Genomic DNA, 17,436 nt, shown 5'->3' with positions numbered 1-17,436 from the left:
ATACAGAGGTTTTGTCTGTTGACTTTGCTTTAACGTGGTCGCTCTATTCGCCAGCGATTGGATTAATGAATGTTTCTGGCTTCTGAGAATGTCGCCGAGCTCCCCAAGTGGCTGCATTTATCAATCCAGACAATCTAATTTTGTGATGAGGTTTATCATGCAAAAGAATTGGTCTATCTGGAAATCTTCCTGCCGGGTGTTGGCTCGCGGTGCAGCGATAGCGGCGCTTGCTTCCGCGCTCACCATTCCACAGGCTGCACAAGCCTGCACCAGCTTTGTACTGCCTACTACAGATGGAAGCATCGTTTATGGGCGCACGATGGAGTTTGCGTTCCCGATCGATTCACAAATGATCGTGCTTCCTCGCAATTTCGATATTGCGGCCACGCCAGCTGACGGCAAAACGGCCAAGACCTGGAAAGCCAAATATGCGGCTGTTGGCATGAATGCTTTTGGCGTTACAGCACTTGCTGACGGCATGAACGAGAAGGGGCTGACTGGCGGCGTTCTCTATTTCCCTGACTTTGCCGGCTATGCGGACCCGGCAGAAGCAAAGGCTGAAAACAGTCTCGCCCCGTGGGATGTCCTGACCTGGGCGCTTACGAATTTTGCAAAGGTTGCCGAAGTGAAAGAAGCACTCAACGATATTTCTGTCGTGACCGTTATTCAAAAGAACATGGGCATTGCGCCCCCGCTGCATTACACACTTCACGATGCAAGCGGCGCTTCCATTGTTATCGAACCTGTCGACGGCAAGCTGAAGGTCTATGATAATCCGCTGGGCGTGATGACCAACTCGCCTTCATTTGATTGGCATATGACCAATCTGCGGAATTACGTCAAACTCTCTCCGAACAATGCCAAGCCAGTGAAAATTCTTGGCGCTGAAATCAAGCCGCTCGGCGAAGGCTCGGGCATGCTGGGTATTCCGGGTGATACCACGCCTCCGTCGCGCTTCGTGCGGGCGAGTGCTTTTGTTCTTTCGGCAAAGCCTGTTGCAAGCGGCCCTGAAAGCGTGCGACTCGCCGAGCATATCGTGAACAATTTCGATATCCCGAAGGGCTGGATCGAAGAGCCGAACACGCCTGCTGAATATACTCAGTGGAGCACAATCGGCGATCTGAAGAACCAGGTCTATTACGTAAAGACGTATGACGATCCGGTTCTGCGCGGTGTTGCTTTCAAGGATCTTAATCTAGATGCCAAGGACATGGTCACGATTCAGATGCACCCGAAGCTTGAGCCTGCCTCACTGATTGAGAAAAAATAGGCTTACAGCGGTTCCAGTTAAGACTGAATCGTTGGAACCGCTGTAACTATTTGTTTTTACGCATTTGCCTCACGCAAAACCGCTTCGCACTTTTTGCTGAAAATGCTTTAGTTCTCGTTGAAACAAAGGGCGACCCGAGAGGTCGCCCTTTTGCCTTTGTCAGGGAACGTCGTCGTAGCCAACGACGCCGCCTTCATTTTCCATATTTGCAATGCGCTTTGATTCAGAGCGATTGAATTTCAGCCTCACGCCAAGTCCGCCGCCATTCTCCCATATGAACTGCGCACCAACTTTCTCGAGCGTATCCTGCAGGGTTTGAATCTGCTCATCGGACGGAGAGCCGATCTTTCGTTCAAAATGCTCGATTATCTTAGCATCAATGCCCGAAAGCTGGGCTAGCCGCTCCCGCGTGAATTCCACCAGTGCACGTGCAGCGCGGCATTGCGGTCCTGTTATCATGGCAATCGTCCTCTTCATTCCAGATGAGTTCTGACGATAAGTCTATGACAAATCGCGATAATTGCCATGTGACGTTTTGCTGAAAAGTTGCGCCCTCTTGATCGATCACGCAATCTTGAGCTTTGCTTTTTTTCGTGAACAAAATTTGGCCACGATCTTCCTTGTCCCCGATCCGTCCGCTTCTTACATAAGCTATTGCGCCGCAGGAGAAGCGCCGTCGGCCCAGCGCATTGTCGGACCGGTAGTTCAGCCTGCCTCATAAACATAAAAAACAATGGTTCGCGATGACCACTTATAAGTATTTCATTTGGCCTGCATTTTTCACGGTCATTGGACTTCTCTGCGCTCTCTGGCTTGGATACTCGACGACTGGCACTGTTGGAGGCATGGTTTCTGTCTTCATCATTTGTGCGGTATTGAGTGTGCTAGAAATCTCCCTTTCATTCGATAATGCCATCGTTAATGCGCGCATCCTGCGCGATATGACGCCTGAGTGGCAGCATCGTTTTTTGACCTGGGGTATCATTATTGCCGTCTTCGGCATGCGTATCATCTTTCCGCTCGCAATCGTTGCGGTTGCCATGTGGACAGATCCGATTTCGGCGCTGAAACTCGCTATATGGCAGCCAAATGAATATGCGCGGGTGATCGCGGAATCCCACACAGGTATCGCAGCCTTTGGCGGCACATTCCTGCTGATGGTCGGCATGAAATACTTCTTCGATGTCGAAAAAGACGTGCATTGGGTCAAGATCATTGAGAGCCGCATGTCAAAATTCGCATCGGTTCAAGGCGTTGAAATCGGCGTTGCCATCGCGCTGATCCTGTTCTTCTCCTATCAGCTCGATGCCGAGCATTCGCACACATTCCTGGTCGCGGCGCTGTTCGGCCTGTTGACCTTTCTGGCCGTTGAAGGCTTAGGCGAGGTGCTGGACGCTTCGCAGGAACAGGTGGATATGGTCCATCGCGGCGGTCTTGGTGCCTTCATCTATCTTGAAGTGCTTGATGCCAGTTTCTCGTTCGATGGTGTTATCGGTGCCTTTGCACTGACGACTAATCTCTTCGTTATCGCGATTGGCCTTGGCATTGGTGCGTTCTATGTTCGCTCGCTCACCATCATGCTGGTCGAGCGCAAGACACTTGGTCAGTATCGCTATCTTGAGCACGGCGCATTTTACGCCATCCTGGTGTTGGCCGTGATCATGTATGTGCAGACGCTGGTGCACATTCCGGAAGTCATCACCGGCTTGATCGGCGCTGTGCTAATCGGCCTCTCTCTTGTGTCCTCGATCCGCTTCAACAAGAATAATCCGGAGTGGCAGAAAGAGGCAGATGAGGCCGCGCTGCATTAAAGCCCGGGGTTAAAAGCCACTAAAAGGCGGCTTCGAGCCGCCTTTTTTGTTTTTTACGCATTATCCTACGCAAAACCGCTTGGCATTTTTGCTGGCAATGCTCTCTTGACCGAATCGAAAGAGTTAGCGAGCCTTGATGCGCTTATGGTGCTATCGCCAGAGCGTATCAGCATATGCCGCAAGTCTCGAAAAGATTGCGGCTGCGACTTTTCTGGAGAGGGGTCTTCCATGGTCGTTACTCGTTTGAGCAAGACCGCATTCGTTGCGGCAATCGCCTTCTTCGCCACACTCGTTTCTTTTGGCAATATTACCGACTACGGCAGTAATTTCGCATTCGTGCAGCATGTTCTGCTCATGGATACGATTTTCCCCGACGCGACGATCAAATATCGCGCCATTGACAGCAATTTCCTGCACAATGCCGGGTACATTTTGATCATTGCCGCTGAAACTGTGACGGCGATCCTATGCTGGATTGGAGCATTTGCGATGCTCGGTCGTCTGGGTGGTGATGCCGGTAGTTTCAATCGCTCCAAGAAATGGGCGATTGCCGGTCTCTCACTGGGCTTTCTTGTCTGGCAGGTTGGCTTCATGTCGATTGGTGGCGAATGGTTCGGCATGTGGATGTCATCCACATGGAACGGTATTGAATCCGCGTTCCGCTTCTTCATCACCATCATTGCCGTGTTGATTTATGTCGTTCTGCCTGATGGCGAGATCGAAAAATAATTAGAGCAAATGCGATGCAAGGGCGGGTTGATTGATGAACTCAACGCCCGCCTTTTGCATTTTCTCAAGCATGGCATTGATAGAGCCGCCTATGTCGATACCGCGACAGGCATCAAGCCGAACACGCACCTGAAAGCCATGTGAAATTGCGTCGAGTGCGGAATAGGCAACGCAGAAATCAGTGGCTAGTCCTGCGAGTGTCAGAGAACTGATATTGCGTTCGCGCAGATACCCTGCGAGGCCGGTCGGGGTCTGGTGATCGTTCTCAAAAAATGCCGAATAGCTGTCGACGCCGATGCGAAAACCCTTGCGGATAACCAGTTGCGCACGCGTCCATTGCAGATCAGGGTGAAAATCCGCGCCATGGGTGCCTTGAACGCAATGATCCGGCCATAATGTCTGCCGACCATAGGCCATATCGACTGTGTCGTAAGGCTGTTTACCCGGATGGCTTGTTGCGAAGCTGGAATGGCCTGCCGGGTGCCAGTCCTGTGTCAGAATGACATGCTCACTCTCATCGATCAGCCGGTTGATTGCGGGTAGAATTTCATCGCCTTTATCGACGGCAAGTGCGCCGCCGGGGCAGAAATCATTTTGCACATCAACGACGAGAAGGGCGTGACCAATCATAAAATTGCTCCTGACTGCTTTGAGCCAACTATAGTCAGCAGCGCAGGCCCATACCAGCGAATATCCATGTTCTGGTATTACATTGTCTTTGGTGCTACCGACCAATTTTGTTGAGAGCGTATCCGGAAAATTGTTTCACATTTTTCGCAATAAGCTCTGAGGCCACAGGGGATAATCATGACGGATGTAATCACGCGCGATAGCAACGGAGCGCAGCTGAATGACGGCGATTCTGTTACGCTGATTAAGGATTTGAAGGTCAAAGGCACGTCAACCACGCTCAAGCGCGGTACGTTGGTCAAAGGTATTCGTTTGACGGGAAACCCGGATGAAGTTGATTGCAGCACCAAGCAGGTCAAAGGCCTTGTGCTGCGCACTGAATTTCTGAAGAAAGCTTAAAGCATTTCCAGTAAAAGTGCGCAGCGCCTACGCGGAAAAATCAGTCCAGTGGACTGATTTCCGATCCTGCTTCGATGCATCGGATAAGGCGTAAAAAAGTGAGCGTTTCCTTCGTTAAGTCAAAAATGGAAACGCTCTACGCATCAATTTCGACACGACCACGTGGGCGGCTGCAGCAGGCGAGAATATAGCCTTCAGCGATTTCGTCATCGCGAATGCCTCCATTATGCGTCATCTCGGTTTCCCCACCGACGCATTTAACTTTGCAGGTTCCGCAAATGCCGAACTCGCAGGCGCTCGGGATCTTCAATCCACCATTGCGGGCTGCAAGCAGGATAGTGTCGTTTTCTGTGCATTCGACTTCAACGCCGGAAAGGCTAAAGACGACGCTGGCTGGAGCAACCGCCGGTGCAACCGGCGCGGTTGGTGTGTTGGTGGTTGCTGCAAGTGAGGATGGCACCGGTACTGCAGAGATTTCCGTCGCAGGCTGAAAACTCTCCTGATGATAGTTGGTCATATCGAAGCCGGATTGTTCCAGCAGACCACGCACACCGTTCATGAACGGCTCTGGCCCACAGCAGAATACCTTGCGATGCAGGAAGTCAGGTGCCAGCAACTCCAGTCGTGCATGATCGATGCGGCCATGAAGGCCGAGCCAGACATGGCGCGCAGAAGACTGTTCCACGATGAAGGCAAGATGCATGGCTTCCATGCGGCCGGAAAGAAGTTCCAGTTCTTTGCGGAAGATAATGTCATCGGGGGTGCGCGCGCAGTTGATGAAGGCTACATCGGTTGCCGGTGCACAATCGAAAAGCCAGCGGGTCATTGACACCATAGGTGTGATGCCTGAACCAGCCGAAATGAACAGGTATTTCTCGCTTGGATGATTGGCGAGCGAGAAGTCGCCATTTGGACCATAGGCCTTGATCGTCATCGGCGGACGCAGATTATCGAGCATCCAGCGGGTGCCGATGCTGTCTTTCTGTGCCTTGACCGTAACCGAAATATGATAGGGCCGTGAAGGCGTGGATGAGAGCGTATATGTGCGCAACACCGGTCCAAGCCCATCGGACCGCTCGATTGGAAGTTCGAGCGTGATGAACTGTCCCGGCGTATAGCGAAACCAGTTGTCGTCCTGTGTTTTGAAGGAGAAGGTCATAACGTCCGGCGCTTCTTCGATAGCTGAGATGCATTGAAGCATCTGCAACCTGTCGTTCCACGGCAGCATCTCGTCCAGATATTTCAGAGGCTGCATGGCCTTCTCACTTCTCTATTGCTTTATTTTAGGCGCATCTTCTTCCGAAAACCGTTTTACGCTTTTCGGGATACGCTTTTAGTTCAGGCTACGCGGCTAAGCTTTGCGGCTTCGCCTTTCAGGCGAGGCGTGATGGTGTTGGTGTACCATTCGAGGAACTGCATCACTCCGCCTTCGTGCTCGACCGAATATGGGCCGGGCTGGTAAGCGGGCGATCGGATGCCGACCGCGTTCTCTTCCACGATCTGACGGTCCTGGTCGTTGGTCTGAATCCAGACATGCGTCAGCTCATCGAGGTCGTAATCAACGCCTTCAACGGCATCCTTGTGGACCAGCCACTTGGTTGTGACCATTGTTTCTTCGGCACTGATTGGCAGCACGCGGAAGGAGATGGCGTGATCCACCATCAGATGGTTCCATGTGGACGGATAGTTGAAGAGCAGCATGGCGCCGATATTGGTGTCACCAGCAACTTTATCGCTCAATGGCTTCTTAACGGCAGGCTTACCTGACATGGTATAGCTCACGGCGTCGCGTAGCAGCGGAATGCGAGTGATGCGATAGCGCCCGTCTTCCGACATGTTGAATTCAGCAGGTAGACCAATTGAAGCACAGTTTTTCCAGAGCTGGTTGATTTCCGGGTCTTCCATCACACCCTGAACGCCGGTTGCGCTAGGTGCTTCAGGATAGGTACGGCAGAGTTCTGGATGGTTGGCCGCACAGTGATAGCACTCACGGTTATTTTCCCATACCAGCTTCCAATTACCCTTCTCGATGATTGAGCTTTCAAAGGCGACCTTGGCTTCCTTGATGCTGTGCGGAGCGAGATAAGGCTCGACAAGCGCGCGGAAGCTGTTGAAGTCAGGTGCTTCGTCAGCGAGACAAACATAGATATAGCCGGCGACAGTTTCGCAATGAACGTGCTTCAGACCGTATTCTGCCGGCTTGAAATCCGGGCCGACCTGACGGGCGAACAGCAAGCGACCATCCAGTTCATAGGTCCACTGATGGTAAGGGCAGACGAGCTTTGCCGTGGTGCCTTTTTCGGCAGAACAAATGCGCGAACCGCGATGGCGGCAGGAATTGTGGAATGCGCGAATACCGCCCTGCGCATCACGCACGATCAGGACGGGATAGGCGCCAACCTGCACAGTCATATAGGAGCCGGTCTTCGGCAGTTCGCAATCATGGCCGACGAACAGCCAGTCGCGGTAAAAGATGTTTTCCAGATCCAGCTTATAATAGTCAGGATCAGTGTAAAACTTCTGTTCCAGGCTGAAATTTGGGTCGCGCCCGGTCAAAAGCCCCAGCATTTCATTGCGAACGTCCATAGAATCGAACCTTTGTGCCGTATCAAGGTCGTGCTGACGCTGTTCTCTCAGCGACGTTTGCTCGACCGACTGTTCCCGTTGTCTTCCGAAAGCACGGCTTTTCCCGTTATCTCAATGGCTTGTCTGTTCATTCGGTTCTGTTCAGACTGGCTTCCGTTGTCATGATTCAATCACTGAAATGTTCTAAACGCGCATTGGGATGCGACATGATTTTCGCGTAAAGACGACACGCCAAAATGACGCGCTGAGAATGGTGCTGGACTTCGCAATTGTGTGAGACTCTCTGTTGTGGGATTGCCAAGAGCACTCAAAGGCAGTTACCAAACTGCGAAATATATCCTGTTTCATTCTATGGGAGGCTTAGAGGCCATGAAACGTTCAGAAATTAATGAGATTATCCGCGAGAGCGACGCTTTCATCCGCTCGTTTGGTTATATCATGCCTCCCTTTGCTTATTGGTCGCCAGAAGAGCTGAAAACACGCACTTCCAGTGATGCGAAGGCAATTCTCGACGGTCGCCTCGGATGGGACATTACAGATTACGGTCAGGGCAAATTTGCCGATCTGGGTCTGTTTCTCTTCACCACGCGCAATGGTAATGCTGAAGATCTCAAGCGTGGTGGCGGTATGCTCTATGCCGAAAAGATCATGATTTCGCGCAAGAATCAGATTTCTCCAATGCATCGCCATGTGGTGAAGGCAGAAGACATCATCAATCGTGGTGGTGGTACGCTGGTGCTTGAGCTTTTCAATTCGCGCGCCGACGGCAGCGTGGATGAAGAAACCGAGGTCACGGTCGCGACGGACGGTCGTCTGGTTACGCAAAAAGCTGGCGCGCATCTCAAGCTTGCACCAGGCGAAAGTGTGACGCTTTTGCCGGGCAACTGGCACGCCTTCTGGGGTGAGGGTGGCGACGTGCTGATCGGTGAAGTATCGACCGTCAATGACGATCTGACGGATAATATTTTCCGCGAACCGATCGGACGCTTCTCAAATATTGAAGAAAACGAGAAGCCGGTACATCTACTTGTCTCAGATTACGATAAATGGCTCTGAACCTACCGATATTCTGGCTTTGGCCGTCTGCAAATGTCACTTTTCTGCTCTTCTGGTGCTCGCGTACCTTTAGGTACGCTGCGCGCCGGTTCTCGAAAATCACCATTTTCGACAGGCTATAACCGGAATCTTCGCAGGTCTGCGATAAACGAAAAAGGACCAAATCATGAAACTGGCGATGATCGGAACGGGCTATGTGGGTCTGGTTTCGGGCGTGTGTTTTGCCGAGTTCGGCTTTCACGTCACCTGTGTCGACAAAAATCCGTCGATCATCGAGCGCTTGACCGCGGGCAAGGTCACGATTTTTGAACCGGGGCTCGATGAGCTTATGGCGCGAAATATTCGTGACGGACGGCTTGAGTTCAGTACCGATCTTGCGACCAGTGTTGCAGATGCAGATGTGATCCTGATCGCTGTCGGTACTCCGTCACGACGCGGTGATGGTGAGGCGGATTTGCAGTATATTGAAGCGGCTGCCGATGAAATCGCAGCCGCCATGAAGCCGGGTGCGGTGGTCGTCATCAAGTCGACCGTCGTTGTCGGCACCAATGCGCGTATTCGTGATCGTATCGCTGCGGCACGTCCCGGTGTCCAATTTTCGATGGTTTCAAACCCTGAATTCCTGCGTGAAGGTTCAGCAATTGAAGATTTCATGCGTCCTGATCGCGTTGTGGTCGGTGTTGACGACGAGCGCGGCAAGGCTGCTATGCAGCGGCTTTACCGACCGCTTTATCTGCGTGAGACGCCGATGGTGGTTACATCATTGGAAAATGCTGAAATCATCAAATATGCGGCCAACGCCTTTCTTGCGATGAAAGTCACCTTCATCAATCAGGTTGCTGATCTTTGCGAGAAAACTGGTGGCAATGTGCAGGAAGTTGCTCGTGCCATTGGTATGGACAACCGCATTGGTTCAAAGTTTCTGCATGCGGGTCCTGGTTTTGGCGGCTCGTGCTTCCCGAAAGATACGCGCGCGTTTGCGGCTACAGGTAAAAAATACGATGCGCCACAATCTCTGATCGAAGAAGTGATTGCGGTCAACGAGGCGCGCAAACAGTCGATGGCGGAGCGGATTGTTGCAGCTGCTCACGAGAGCGGGACTAAAACTGTTGCTGTGCTGGGCATCGCTTTCAAACCGAATACGGACGATATCCGCGAGTCTCCTTCGCTCGATATCGTGACGGCTATTCAAAAGGCGGGGATTTCCGTGCGTGCGCACGACCCAGAAGCCATGGAGGCCGCAAAATCGGTTCTGCCAGATGTAACGTGGTGCGGCTCTGCCTATGAGGCAGCACAAGGCGCCGGTGTTGTAGCACTGTTGACCGAGTGGAATGCCTACCGTGCACTTGATCTCAAGCGCCTCGCGAGTGTGATGGAAGGCAAGGTGCTGATGGATCTGCGTAACGTCTATAAGGCGGATGATGTGGTTGGCACCGGGCTGGATTATCGTTCAGTCGGGCGTGCGCTCAAAGCGTGATATTTCAAACTAGAACGCCGATCTGATATCGTCAGATCGGCGTTTTGATTTTGGGTTGGGCAGGGTGATTTAATCAGCTGCCGTAGTTCGCTTTTTCTCATTGGCAATGAGCCAGAGATTGCGAACATAAACAATCAGGCCCAGTGCCTGACCGGCGATGAACACCGGGTCTTTGCGCTGGATCGCATAGATCAGAAGAAGCGCACCGCCGAACAGCGAAAAGAACCAGAATGCCACTGGCATAACGCTCTTCTTGGCTTTTTCCGACGCCAGCCACTGCACCACAAAACGCATGGTAAAGCAGGCCTGTGCAATGAAGCCCAGAATGATCCAGCCATCCCATTGTGCTACGAAAACATCGTGCAGCCATTGAGTGAGGCTGTTCAGAATGTCAGTCATGGGTAATCTCCGTCACACGCGGAACAACCTTACGACGCTTGCGCAACCACCACACGCCATAAAGGTCGAGGATACCGCGCAGGCCGCGGTCGAGAATGCCATAGTTGGATTTTCCATGGCGGCGTTCCCGGTCGGTGACGTCGATATGCACGACATCGAAACCTTCGCGAAGTGCCAGCGCAGGCAAATAACGGTGCCAGCCGTCGAAGAATGGCAGCTGACGGAAAAGATCGGTGTGGAGCGCCTTCAGGCCGCAACCAGAATCGCGCGTCTTATCTTTCAGGATTGAGCCGCGCAGATTATTGGCAAAGCGCGAGGAAAGCTGCTTGAGCCTGGTGTCTGTACGCTTGAGTCGTTGACCTGCGGCAATACCAAAGGCTGGACCTGCATTCATGAGAGCGTCTGCAAGCGCTGGCAAATAGGCTGGATTGTTCTGGCCGTCGCCGTCCATCGTGACGACGATCTGGCCGTGCGCTGCGAAAACACCTGAGCGCAGAGCGGCACTTTGGCCTGCAGAACGATCATGGCGGATATGGCGCAGCGGCCTGCCTGCGTGAATGCGGCCAGCCAGCACGTCACTGGTGGAATCTGTCGAGCCATCATCCACGACAATCACTTCATAAGCACGACCAAGCATGGCACTGTCGACTTCATCGAGCAGAAAAGCGAGATTGTCGGCCTCATTGCGGCAGGGGATGACCACAGAAATCGTTGGTGTTGCCAAGCGGAGCTTCCTTCATTCCTTGCGCATTTGCCGTAAAACCGGTGTGCTTAATGTCTATGTACAGATGCCCTGTAGCGCGCAAGGCGGGCTCCATAACATTGATTGCGAGGCAAACCAAGATGTTTCAAGAAATCGTGAGTTTGATCCGGTCTTTGAATATCTGCCGGTTTTAACCGGAGATGCGGCTGGACGGAAGTGCTTCAGCGAGCCAATCCAGAAAATTCTGCGTCACTTCATCCCGGTTGATCTCATTCAGGCTTTCGTGGCGGGTGCCGGGATAGATAGTGCAAGTGACATTGCTAAAGCCCAACGCCAGCATTCTGTCCGCCAGTTTGCGCGTGGCTTTGGCTTTATCGGTTGCCGGATCTTCAGTCCCGCCAACGAGATTGAACGGCAGATCTTTGCGGATGTTCGCGAAATTGCTGTCGGTTGCGCCGTTCTTCATCATGCGGAAGACGTCAATCCAAAGTGCCACACTTGCATCAAAACCACAGAGAGGATCGTTCACATAAGCTTCTACTTCTGCCGCATCACGAGACAGCCAGTCAAAAGCAGTGCGATGACCCGGAATGGAATTGCCCCATGCCCGGAATGTAAGCTTTGGTAGCAGCGCGCTTGGCACGTCCGAGCCTTTGAGCATGCGCTCGGCATAAAGCAATGCCATCGCAGCACTGTTCTCGATACCACCATTAAAATTGGCGTTCCATACAGCGGCCGCATCCACCGTATCCGAATGCGCAAGGGTGTAGTTCAGCGCGATAAGCCCGCCCATTGAGTGGCCGAATAACACCACGGGCAGGTCGGGATTGGTTGCATGAATATGGCGGTTTAGCGTCAGAACATCCTCGATAGCCACTCTATTGCCGTCTTTTGGTGCGAACATGCCTCTTGGTGCATGTGGACCGATATTGGCTCCATGTCCGCGATGATCGTGTGCGTACACATGATACCCCGCCTGGTTCAGTGCTATGGCAAAACGGGCGTAGCGAGCCGAGTGTTCGGCAAGTCCATGACAGATATGGACGACAGCTTTCGGGGTTGGGGCTAACGACTGCCGATAGGGCAGTTCGGTTCCGTCCGGCAGCGGCAAGCGGTGAATGGTTTCAAATGACATAAGGCCATCAGAATTTATGCCGCGCAAATAGTCAAATTCTCTTTTTGTAGCGTCTCAATAAAAGGCATCCAGAGGTTGAATGAGGTAATTTTAGGCATTTGCTTTTTTTGAGAAAATTCCGCTTGAAAACCGCGAAATCCTAGGCAAATCTATCTCTGTCAGGGGATATGGACGGAGTTTTGAAGAGAATTCAGAGGCGCAGAAACGAAGACTATAGCGTATCGCATGGACATGATGGAACACGATAGGCTTTGGTCGTTAAGGCATAACCAGCAGGCCATTCGGCGAAAGGGAGGAAACTTTCCCGAGTGGTGGCCAGAGGGGAAACCGGGTGACGGAAATATCCGCGCCCGGTTTCATTTTATTTGAGGTTTACTCAAGTCAGATACCGGGCTGCGTGAATAACAAAAACGCAGCGCATCTTGCGCGATGATATTTGCTTCCGCGCTCTATTTCGCCTACATACCCAGCAGCAATTTCCCTGCGGTTCGGCTTTTTCGCCGTTCGCGCTTTTTAACTCGTGGAGACGACGCGCTTTATGGCACGCCAATTCATCTATCATATGTCCGGGCTGAATAAGGCCTACGGTGCTAAAAAGGTTATCGAAAACCTTCATCTGTCGTTCTACCCAGATGCGAAGATTGGTATTCTCGGACCAAACGGCGCCGGTAAATCGACAATTCTCAAGATCATGGCCGGTCTCGACAAAGACTTCACCGGTGAAGCTTGGCTCGCAGACGGTGCGACTTGCGGCTATCTCGCGCAGGAGCCACATCTCGATCCCGAAAAGACGGTGCTCGGTAACGTAATGGAAGGTGTGGCCAAGAAAACGGCTATTCTCGACCGTTACAACGAGCTGATGATGAACTATTCTGATGAAACCGCAGACGAAGGTGCGGCACTCCAGGATCTCATCGACAGCCAGAACCTCTGGGATTTGGACAGTCAGGTTGAAATGGCGATGGAAGCTCTGCGTTGCCCGCCAGCGGATGCCGATGTCACTACGCTTTCGGGCGGTGAGCGTCGTCGCGTTGCGCTTTGCAAGCTGCTTCTGTCGAAGCCTGACCTTCTCCTGCTTGATGAACCGACCAACCACCTTGACGCTGAAACTACTGCTTGGCTCGAAAAGCACCTGCGTGAATATGAAGGCGCTGTCCTGCTCATCACGCATGATCGCTACTTCCTCGACAATGTAACAGGCTGGATTCTCGAACTCGACCGTGGTCGCGGCATTCCTTACGAAGGCAATTATTCTGCCTATCTGGAAGCCAAGTCCAAGCGCATGATTCAGGAAGGTCGTGAAGACGATTCCCGCCAGAAGGCGCTTGAGCGTGAACGCCAGTGGATTGCCGCAAGCCCGAAAGCGCGTCAGTCCAAGTCGAAAGCTCGTATCAAGGCTTATGACCAATTGGTCGAAGCTGCGAACAATCAGCGTCCGGGCGATGCCCAGATTCTGATCCCCGCTGGCGAGCGTCTTGGTCAGGTGGTTATTGAAGCTGAAGGTTTGACCAAGTCCTTTGGTGACCGCATGCTGATCGAAAACCTGACTTTCAAACTGCCTCCAGGTGGTATCGTTGGTGTTATCGGGCCAAACGGTGCGGGCAAGTCGACACTGTTCAAGATGATCACCGGTCAGGAAAAGCCTGATTCCGGCTCCATTCGTATTGGTGACACGGTGCATCTTGGTTATGTGGATCAGAGCCGCGATCACCTCGATCCGAACAAGAATGTCTGGGAAGAAATTTCCGGTGGTAACGACATCATCAAGCTCGGCAAATTTGAGATGAACTCACGCGCTTATTGCGGTGCGTTCAACTTCAAGGGCGGCGATCAGCAGGCCAAAGTCGGCAATCTGTCCGGTGGTCAGCGCAATCGTGTGCATCTTGCCAAGATGCTGCAGGCAGGTGGCAACGTTCTGCTGCTCGACGAACCGACCAACGATCTTGATACCGAAACGCTGGCAGCGCTCGAAGACGCGCTTGAAAAATACGCGGGCTGCGCCGTTATCATCTCCCACGATCGTATGTTCCTCGATCGTCTGGCGACGCATATTCTGGCATTCGAAGGTGATAGTCATGTCGAATGGTTCGAAGGAAACTTCGAGGATTATGAAGCGGATAAGGTCCGTCGTCTCGGACCTGAAAGCGTTAATCCAAAGCGGGTCACCTACAAGCCGCTGACACGCTAAAGAAATTGAGGCCGGTGCAATGCACCGGCCTTTTTGTTTGCAAGGAGTGAAGAATGAAAGACTGGTCCGCAAAGCAATATCTGAAGTTTGAGGATGAACGCAGCCGCCCGGCGGCTGACCTTCTGGCGCAGATAAAAATCGATAAACCGCGCAAGGTTGTTGATATTGGTTGTGGTCCGGGAAACTCAACGGAGCTTCTGGTTGAACGCTGGCCAGATGCTCAAGTGTCGGGTTTCGACACTTCACCCGATATGATCGAAAAGGCAAAAACGCGTCTGCCTCAGGTAAGTTTTGATCTGGGCGATGTGACCAAGTTCGAACCGGATGCCGAAACGGATGTGCTGTTTTCAAATGCCGTTTTTCAGTGGCTACCCGATCATACGGAGCAGATGAAGAGGCTTTTGTCGCTGCTTACGCCGGGTGCATGTCTTGCGGTACAAATGCCGGATAACATGGGTGAACCGACCCACAAATTAATGCGTGAAGTTGCGAAGACAGCACCATTCGCCGCCAAGATTGGCGATAAGGGCAGAGGACCGCTCGCACCCGTCACCGATTACTACAATGCGTTGGTCGGATACGCTTCCCGCATCGATATCTGGCACACGATCTACAATCATCCGCTGGCTGATGTCGATGCGATCATCGAGTGGGTGAAGTCGACCGGCCTGCGCCCGTTTCTTGATCCGCTGGATGATCAGGAGCAGCAGGCGTTTCTGACAGCCTATAAATTGAGGCTCGAAGAACATTACCCAACTTTGAAGGATGGCCGCGTATTATTGCGCTTTCCGCGAATTTTTATCGTCGCCAGCAAATAGACAGACACGTTCCTTTCACAAAGATTTGACCGGGAGACATCGAGAGGTTTCCCGGTAAAACATATTTAATTCAAAGCGTTACTTGTTTCATTAAATCCAAGTCTGTGAATAGTAGTCTTTGATAATAGATTGCATGCAAACGATATTGCTCCTATGATTTTGCGTTATCGGAGGTAATTCCTAGTATTTTTTGCGAACTGCAGGGATCGCTTGGTTGGGAGCATCAATGTCTCTTTGCCGAGATGTGGCGCAGTTTTCGGGATGCGCTCTAAGTCAAAAGCCTGACTTCCTGGCGAGCTAGCGCAACTTTGCAGATTGATGACTGAGGCCTGGCTACCTGCCGAATATATTGTTTATGAGGTCAACGATCACTGGCTTTTGCGCTCTCCCGTGCAAAACGAGTGGTCACGCAGGCGCTCCCCCTCGTGACGGTGCCTGCTATCGGGAGTTTCAGAATGAGCAATGCAGAAATGCAGAGTGATGCCAATGGCGAGATTGAAGCGAAACACGACGCTCATGATACGCGCCGCCGCATCTACGCAATTGTTGCCAGTGCCTCTGGCAATCTGGTGGAATGGTATGATTTTTATGTCTATTCCTTTGGCGCGCTTTATTTCGCGTCACAGTTTTTCCCGTCAGAAGACCAGACAAGTCAGCTGTTGAATGCGGCTGCAATTTTTGCCGCCGGTTTTCTCATGCGTCCCATTGGTGGGTGGCTGTTTGGTCGTCTAGCCGACAAGCTTGGCCGCCGCACCTCCATGCTGATTTCGGTCAGCATGATGTGTCTGGGGTCCTTTGCCATCGCAATATTGCCGACCTATGAAACGATTGGTCTTTGGGCACCGTTTTTGTTGCTGGTGGTGCGGCTGTTGCAGGGCTTATCGGTCGGTGGCGAATACGGCACTACTGCAACCTATATGAGTGAGGTCGCGCTGGCTGGTCGCCGCGGATTTTTCTCGTCTTTCCAGTATGTGACTTTGATTGGCGGGCAACTGCTGGCCGTTCTAGTTTTGGTTATTTTGCAGTTCTTCCTCACTTCAGAACAACTGCACGAGTGGGGATGGCGCATTCCTTTTGCGATTGGCGGCTTTGCAGCAATCGTAGCACTGTTTCTGCGCCGTACATTGCATGAAACCTCGACTGAGGAATCGCGTGCCAACAAGGCTGCTGGCAGTTTCTCCAATATCTGGCAGAACCATCGCAAGGCGTTTCTGGTTGTCGTGGGCTTCACGGCCGGCGGTTCGCTGACCTTCTATACCTTCACGACCTACATGCAGAAATATCTGGTCAACACAGCAGGCATGAACAAGGAAACGGCAAGCGAGGTTATGACCGTTGCTCTGTTCGCTTTCATGCTGATGCAGCCGTTGTTTGGTTATATCTCCGACAAGGTCGGACGTAAGCCGATGATGATCGCATTTGGGGGCGTATCGGTGTTGACCACTATTCCGCTGCTGACTGTGCTTGGGTCGGTGCAGAGCCCGACCATGGCGTTTGTTTACATCGCAATCGCCTCGGCCATTGTGAGCATGTACACGTCAATTGGCGGTATCGTGAAATCAGAATTGTTTCCCGCAGAAGTGCGCGCTTTGGGCGTCGGGTTCTCTTATGCGATTGCCAATGCGATCTTTGGCGGCACAGCCGAATATGTAGCACTCTGGTTCAAGAAGGTCGGCTTTGAAAGCGGGTTCTTCTGGTATGTCACCATCATGATGGTGATCGTGTTTATCGTGGGACTTGTAATGCCAGATCCCCGCAAACATGGCTATCTGCAAGGACATGGTACCCACTGAGATTTGCAAGAAAGATGCTGTAGGCGGCGGTTATGTTACCGCCGCTTCATCCTCATCCGAAGTGACAAGGCGTGTCGCGCGCCATTCTGTCAGCTTGGAGTTGATGGCATCCATCACAAAGAAGCGTGCCGAATCCTTGTCATAGCCATCATCACGCAGGACGTCATAATCGGTGTGCATGTGACGAACATGGGCTACCGTCGCGAGCCATACGGCAATTGATGGTGGAAGCGTTTTCATATGTGGTGCAAGAGCTGCCGCGCGAATTGGCTCTGAATCGGAATAGGGGACCGCAGGAAGCAAAAGCGTGAGGGATTTTGCGATTGCCTTCTGACGCACAGTGCCTGCACTCATAGCCGTCTTCCTTTCACGCTACCGTATCCGCCGAAGAATCAAAATCAGTTCCCGAAAAGGCGACGCGTAGTCCAGTATGTTAGGGCGC

General features: G+C 52.3%; 17 protein-coding genes. 9 read left to right on the top strand and 8 right to left on the bottom strand.

What is annotated here, in order from left to right:
• Positions 1-157: 157 nt before the first annotated feature.
• Positions 158-1,270 carry a linear amide C-N hydrolase gene (locus CES85_RS16925; protein ID WP_095446998.1) on the top strand — a complete coding sequence of 371 codons (1,113 nt, stop codon included), beginning with the start codon at positions 158-160 and terminating at the stop codon, positions 1,268-1,270.
• A 159-nt stretch (positions 1,271-1,429) separates the two neighbouring features.
• Here the strand turns inward: CES85_RS16925 and CES85_RS16920 are convergent, their stop codons facing one another.
• Positions 1,430-1,729, bottom strand: a complete 300-nt coding sequence (locus CES85_RS16920) for a helix-turn-helix domain-containing protein (RefSeq protein ID WP_095446997.1) — start codon at positions 1,727-1,729, stop codon at positions 1,430-1,432.
• A 284-nt stretch (positions 1,730-2,013) separates the two neighbouring features.
• On the opposite strand from CES85_RS16920, the gene CES85_RS16915 reads away from it, so the two are divergent.
• Together CES85_RS16915 and CES85_RS16910 are read left to right on the top strand one after the other, a co-directional pair.
• Complete coding sequence (locus CES85_RS16915; protein ID WP_095446996.1) at positions 2,014-3,081, top strand: DUF475 domain-containing protein; 1,068 nt, start codon at positions 2,014-2,016, stop codon at positions 3,079-3,081.
• Between the two features lie 228 nt (positions 3,082-3,309).
• Positions 3,310-3,810: a DUF2165 family protein gene (locus CES85_RS16910; protein WP_095446995.1), complete on the top strand. Its 501-nt coding sequence runs from the start codon at positions 3,310-3,312 to the stop codon at positions 3,808-3,810.
• Here the strand turns inward: CES85_RS16910 and pncA are convergent, their stop codons facing one another.
• Complete coding sequence (pncA, locus tag CES85_RS16905; RefSeq protein ID WP_095446994.1) at positions 3,811-4,440, bottom strand: bifunctional nicotinamidase/pyrazinamidase; 630 nt, start codon at positions 4,438-4,440, stop codon at positions 3,811-3,813.
• 177 nt (positions 4,441-4,617) lie between these two features.
• Here pncA and CES85_RS16900 point away from each other — a divergent pair, with 177 nt between their 5' ends.
• Positions 4,618-4,839 carry an alkylphosphonate utilization protein gene (locus tag CES85_RS16900; RefSeq protein WP_095446993.1) on the top strand — a complete coding sequence of 74 codons (222 nt, stop codon included), beginning with the start codon at positions 4,618-4,620 and terminating at the stop codon, positions 4,837-4,839.
• A gap of 136 nt (positions 4,840-4,975) precedes the next feature.
• Here CES85_RS16900 and CES85_RS16895 read toward each other — a convergent pair whose 3' ends face one another.
• Entirely contained in the window at positions 4,976-6,094 is a 1,119-nt protein-coding gene (locus tag CES85_RS16895; protein ID WP_095446992.1) for an FAD-binding oxidoreductase, read from the bottom strand.
• Positions 6,095-6,177: 83 nt separating this feature from the next.
• Positions 6,178-7,425 carry an aromatic ring-hydroxylating oxygenase subunit alpha gene (locus CES85_RS16890; RefSeq protein WP_095446991.1) on the bottom strand — a complete coding sequence of 416 codons (1,248 nt, stop codon included), beginning with the start codon at positions 7,423-7,425 and terminating at the stop codon, positions 6,178-6,180.
• Between the two features lie 369 nt (positions 7,426-7,794).
• Between CES85_RS16890 and CES85_RS16885 the strand changes: the two genes are divergently transcribed.
• Together CES85_RS16885 and CES85_RS16880 are read left to right on the top strand one after the other, a co-directional pair.
• The gene (locus tag CES85_RS16885) at positions 7,795-8,481 is read left to right on the top strand and encodes a D-lyxose/D-mannose family sugar isomerase (RefSeq protein ID WP_095446990.1); all 687 of its coding nucleotides are present in this window, start codon (positions 7,795-7,797) and stop codon (positions 8,479-8,481) included.
• 166 nt (positions 8,482-8,647) lie between these two features.
• Complete coding sequence (locus tag CES85_RS16880) at positions 8,648-9,958, top strand: UDP-glucose dehydrogenase family protein (protein ID WP_095446989.1); 1,311 nt, start codon at positions 8,648-8,650, stop codon at positions 9,956-9,958.
• A gap of 69 nt (positions 9,959-10,027) precedes the next feature.
• Here the strand turns inward: CES85_RS16880 and CES85_RS16875 are convergent, their stop codons facing one another.
• From CES85_RS16875 to CES85_RS16865, 3 genes are all read right to left on the bottom strand, one after another.
• Positions 10,028-10,357 carry a lipid-A-disaccharide synthase N-terminal domain-containing protein gene (locus CES85_RS16875; protein ID WP_095446988.1) on the bottom strand — a complete coding sequence of 110 codons (330 nt, stop codon included), beginning with the start codon at positions 10,355-10,357 and terminating at the stop codon, positions 10,028-10,030.
• A complete protein-coding gene (locus tag CES85_RS16870) occupies positions 10,350-11,081 on the bottom strand; it encodes a glycosyltransferase family 2 protein (protein ID WP_095446987.1) in 732 nt (243 codons plus the stop codon). The genes CES85_RS16875 and CES85_RS16870 overlap by 8 nt, the downstream gene beginning before the upstream one ends.
• Positions 11,082-11,250: 169 nt before the next feature.
• The gene (locus CES85_RS16865) at positions 11,251-12,195 is read right to left on the bottom strand and encodes an alpha/beta hydrolase (protein WP_095446986.1); all 945 of its coding nucleotides are present in this window, start codon (positions 12,193-12,195) and stop codon (positions 11,251-11,253) included.
• A 538-nt stretch (positions 12,196-12,733) separates the two neighbouring features.
• Between CES85_RS16865 and ettA the strand changes: the two genes are divergently transcribed.
• From ettA to CES85_RS16850, 3 genes are all read left to right on the top strand, one after another.
• Positions 12,734-14,383, top strand: a complete 1,650-nt coding sequence (ettA, locus tag CES85_RS16860; protein ID WP_095446985.1) for an energy-dependent translational throttle protein EttA — start codon at positions 12,734-12,736, stop codon at positions 14,381-14,383.
• A gap of 53 nt (positions 14,384-14,436) precedes the next feature.
• Complete coding sequence (tam, locus tag CES85_RS16855) at positions 14,437-15,201, top strand: trans-aconitate 2-methyltransferase (RefSeq protein ID WP_095446984.1); 765 nt, start codon at positions 14,437-14,439, stop codon at positions 15,199-15,201.
• Between the two features lie 455 nt (positions 15,202-15,656).
• Positions 15,657-16,994 carry an MFS family transporter gene (locus CES85_RS16850; RefSeq protein WP_095446983.1) on the top strand — a complete coding sequence of 446 codons (1,338 nt, stop codon included), beginning with the start codon at positions 15,657-15,659 and terminating at the stop codon, positions 16,992-16,994.
• Between the two features lie 30 nt (positions 16,995-17,024).
• On the opposite strand, the gene CES85_RS16845 is transcribed toward CES85_RS16850, so the two are convergent.
• Positions 17,025-17,348, bottom strand: a complete 324-nt coding sequence (locus CES85_RS16845) for a DUF2293 domain-containing protein (protein ID WP_095446982.1) — start codon at positions 17,346-17,348, stop codon at positions 17,025-17,027.
• Positions 17,349-17,436: the final 88 nt, after the last annotated feature.

Origin of the sequence: Ochrobactrum quorumnocens (genome assembly GCF_002278035.1) — a bacterium.
Lineage (GTDB): Bacteria > Pseudomonadota > Alphaproteobacteria > Rhizobiales > Rhizobiaceae > Brucella > Brucella quorumnocens.
This window is presented reverse-complemented; position numbering and strand designations above follow the sequence as displayed.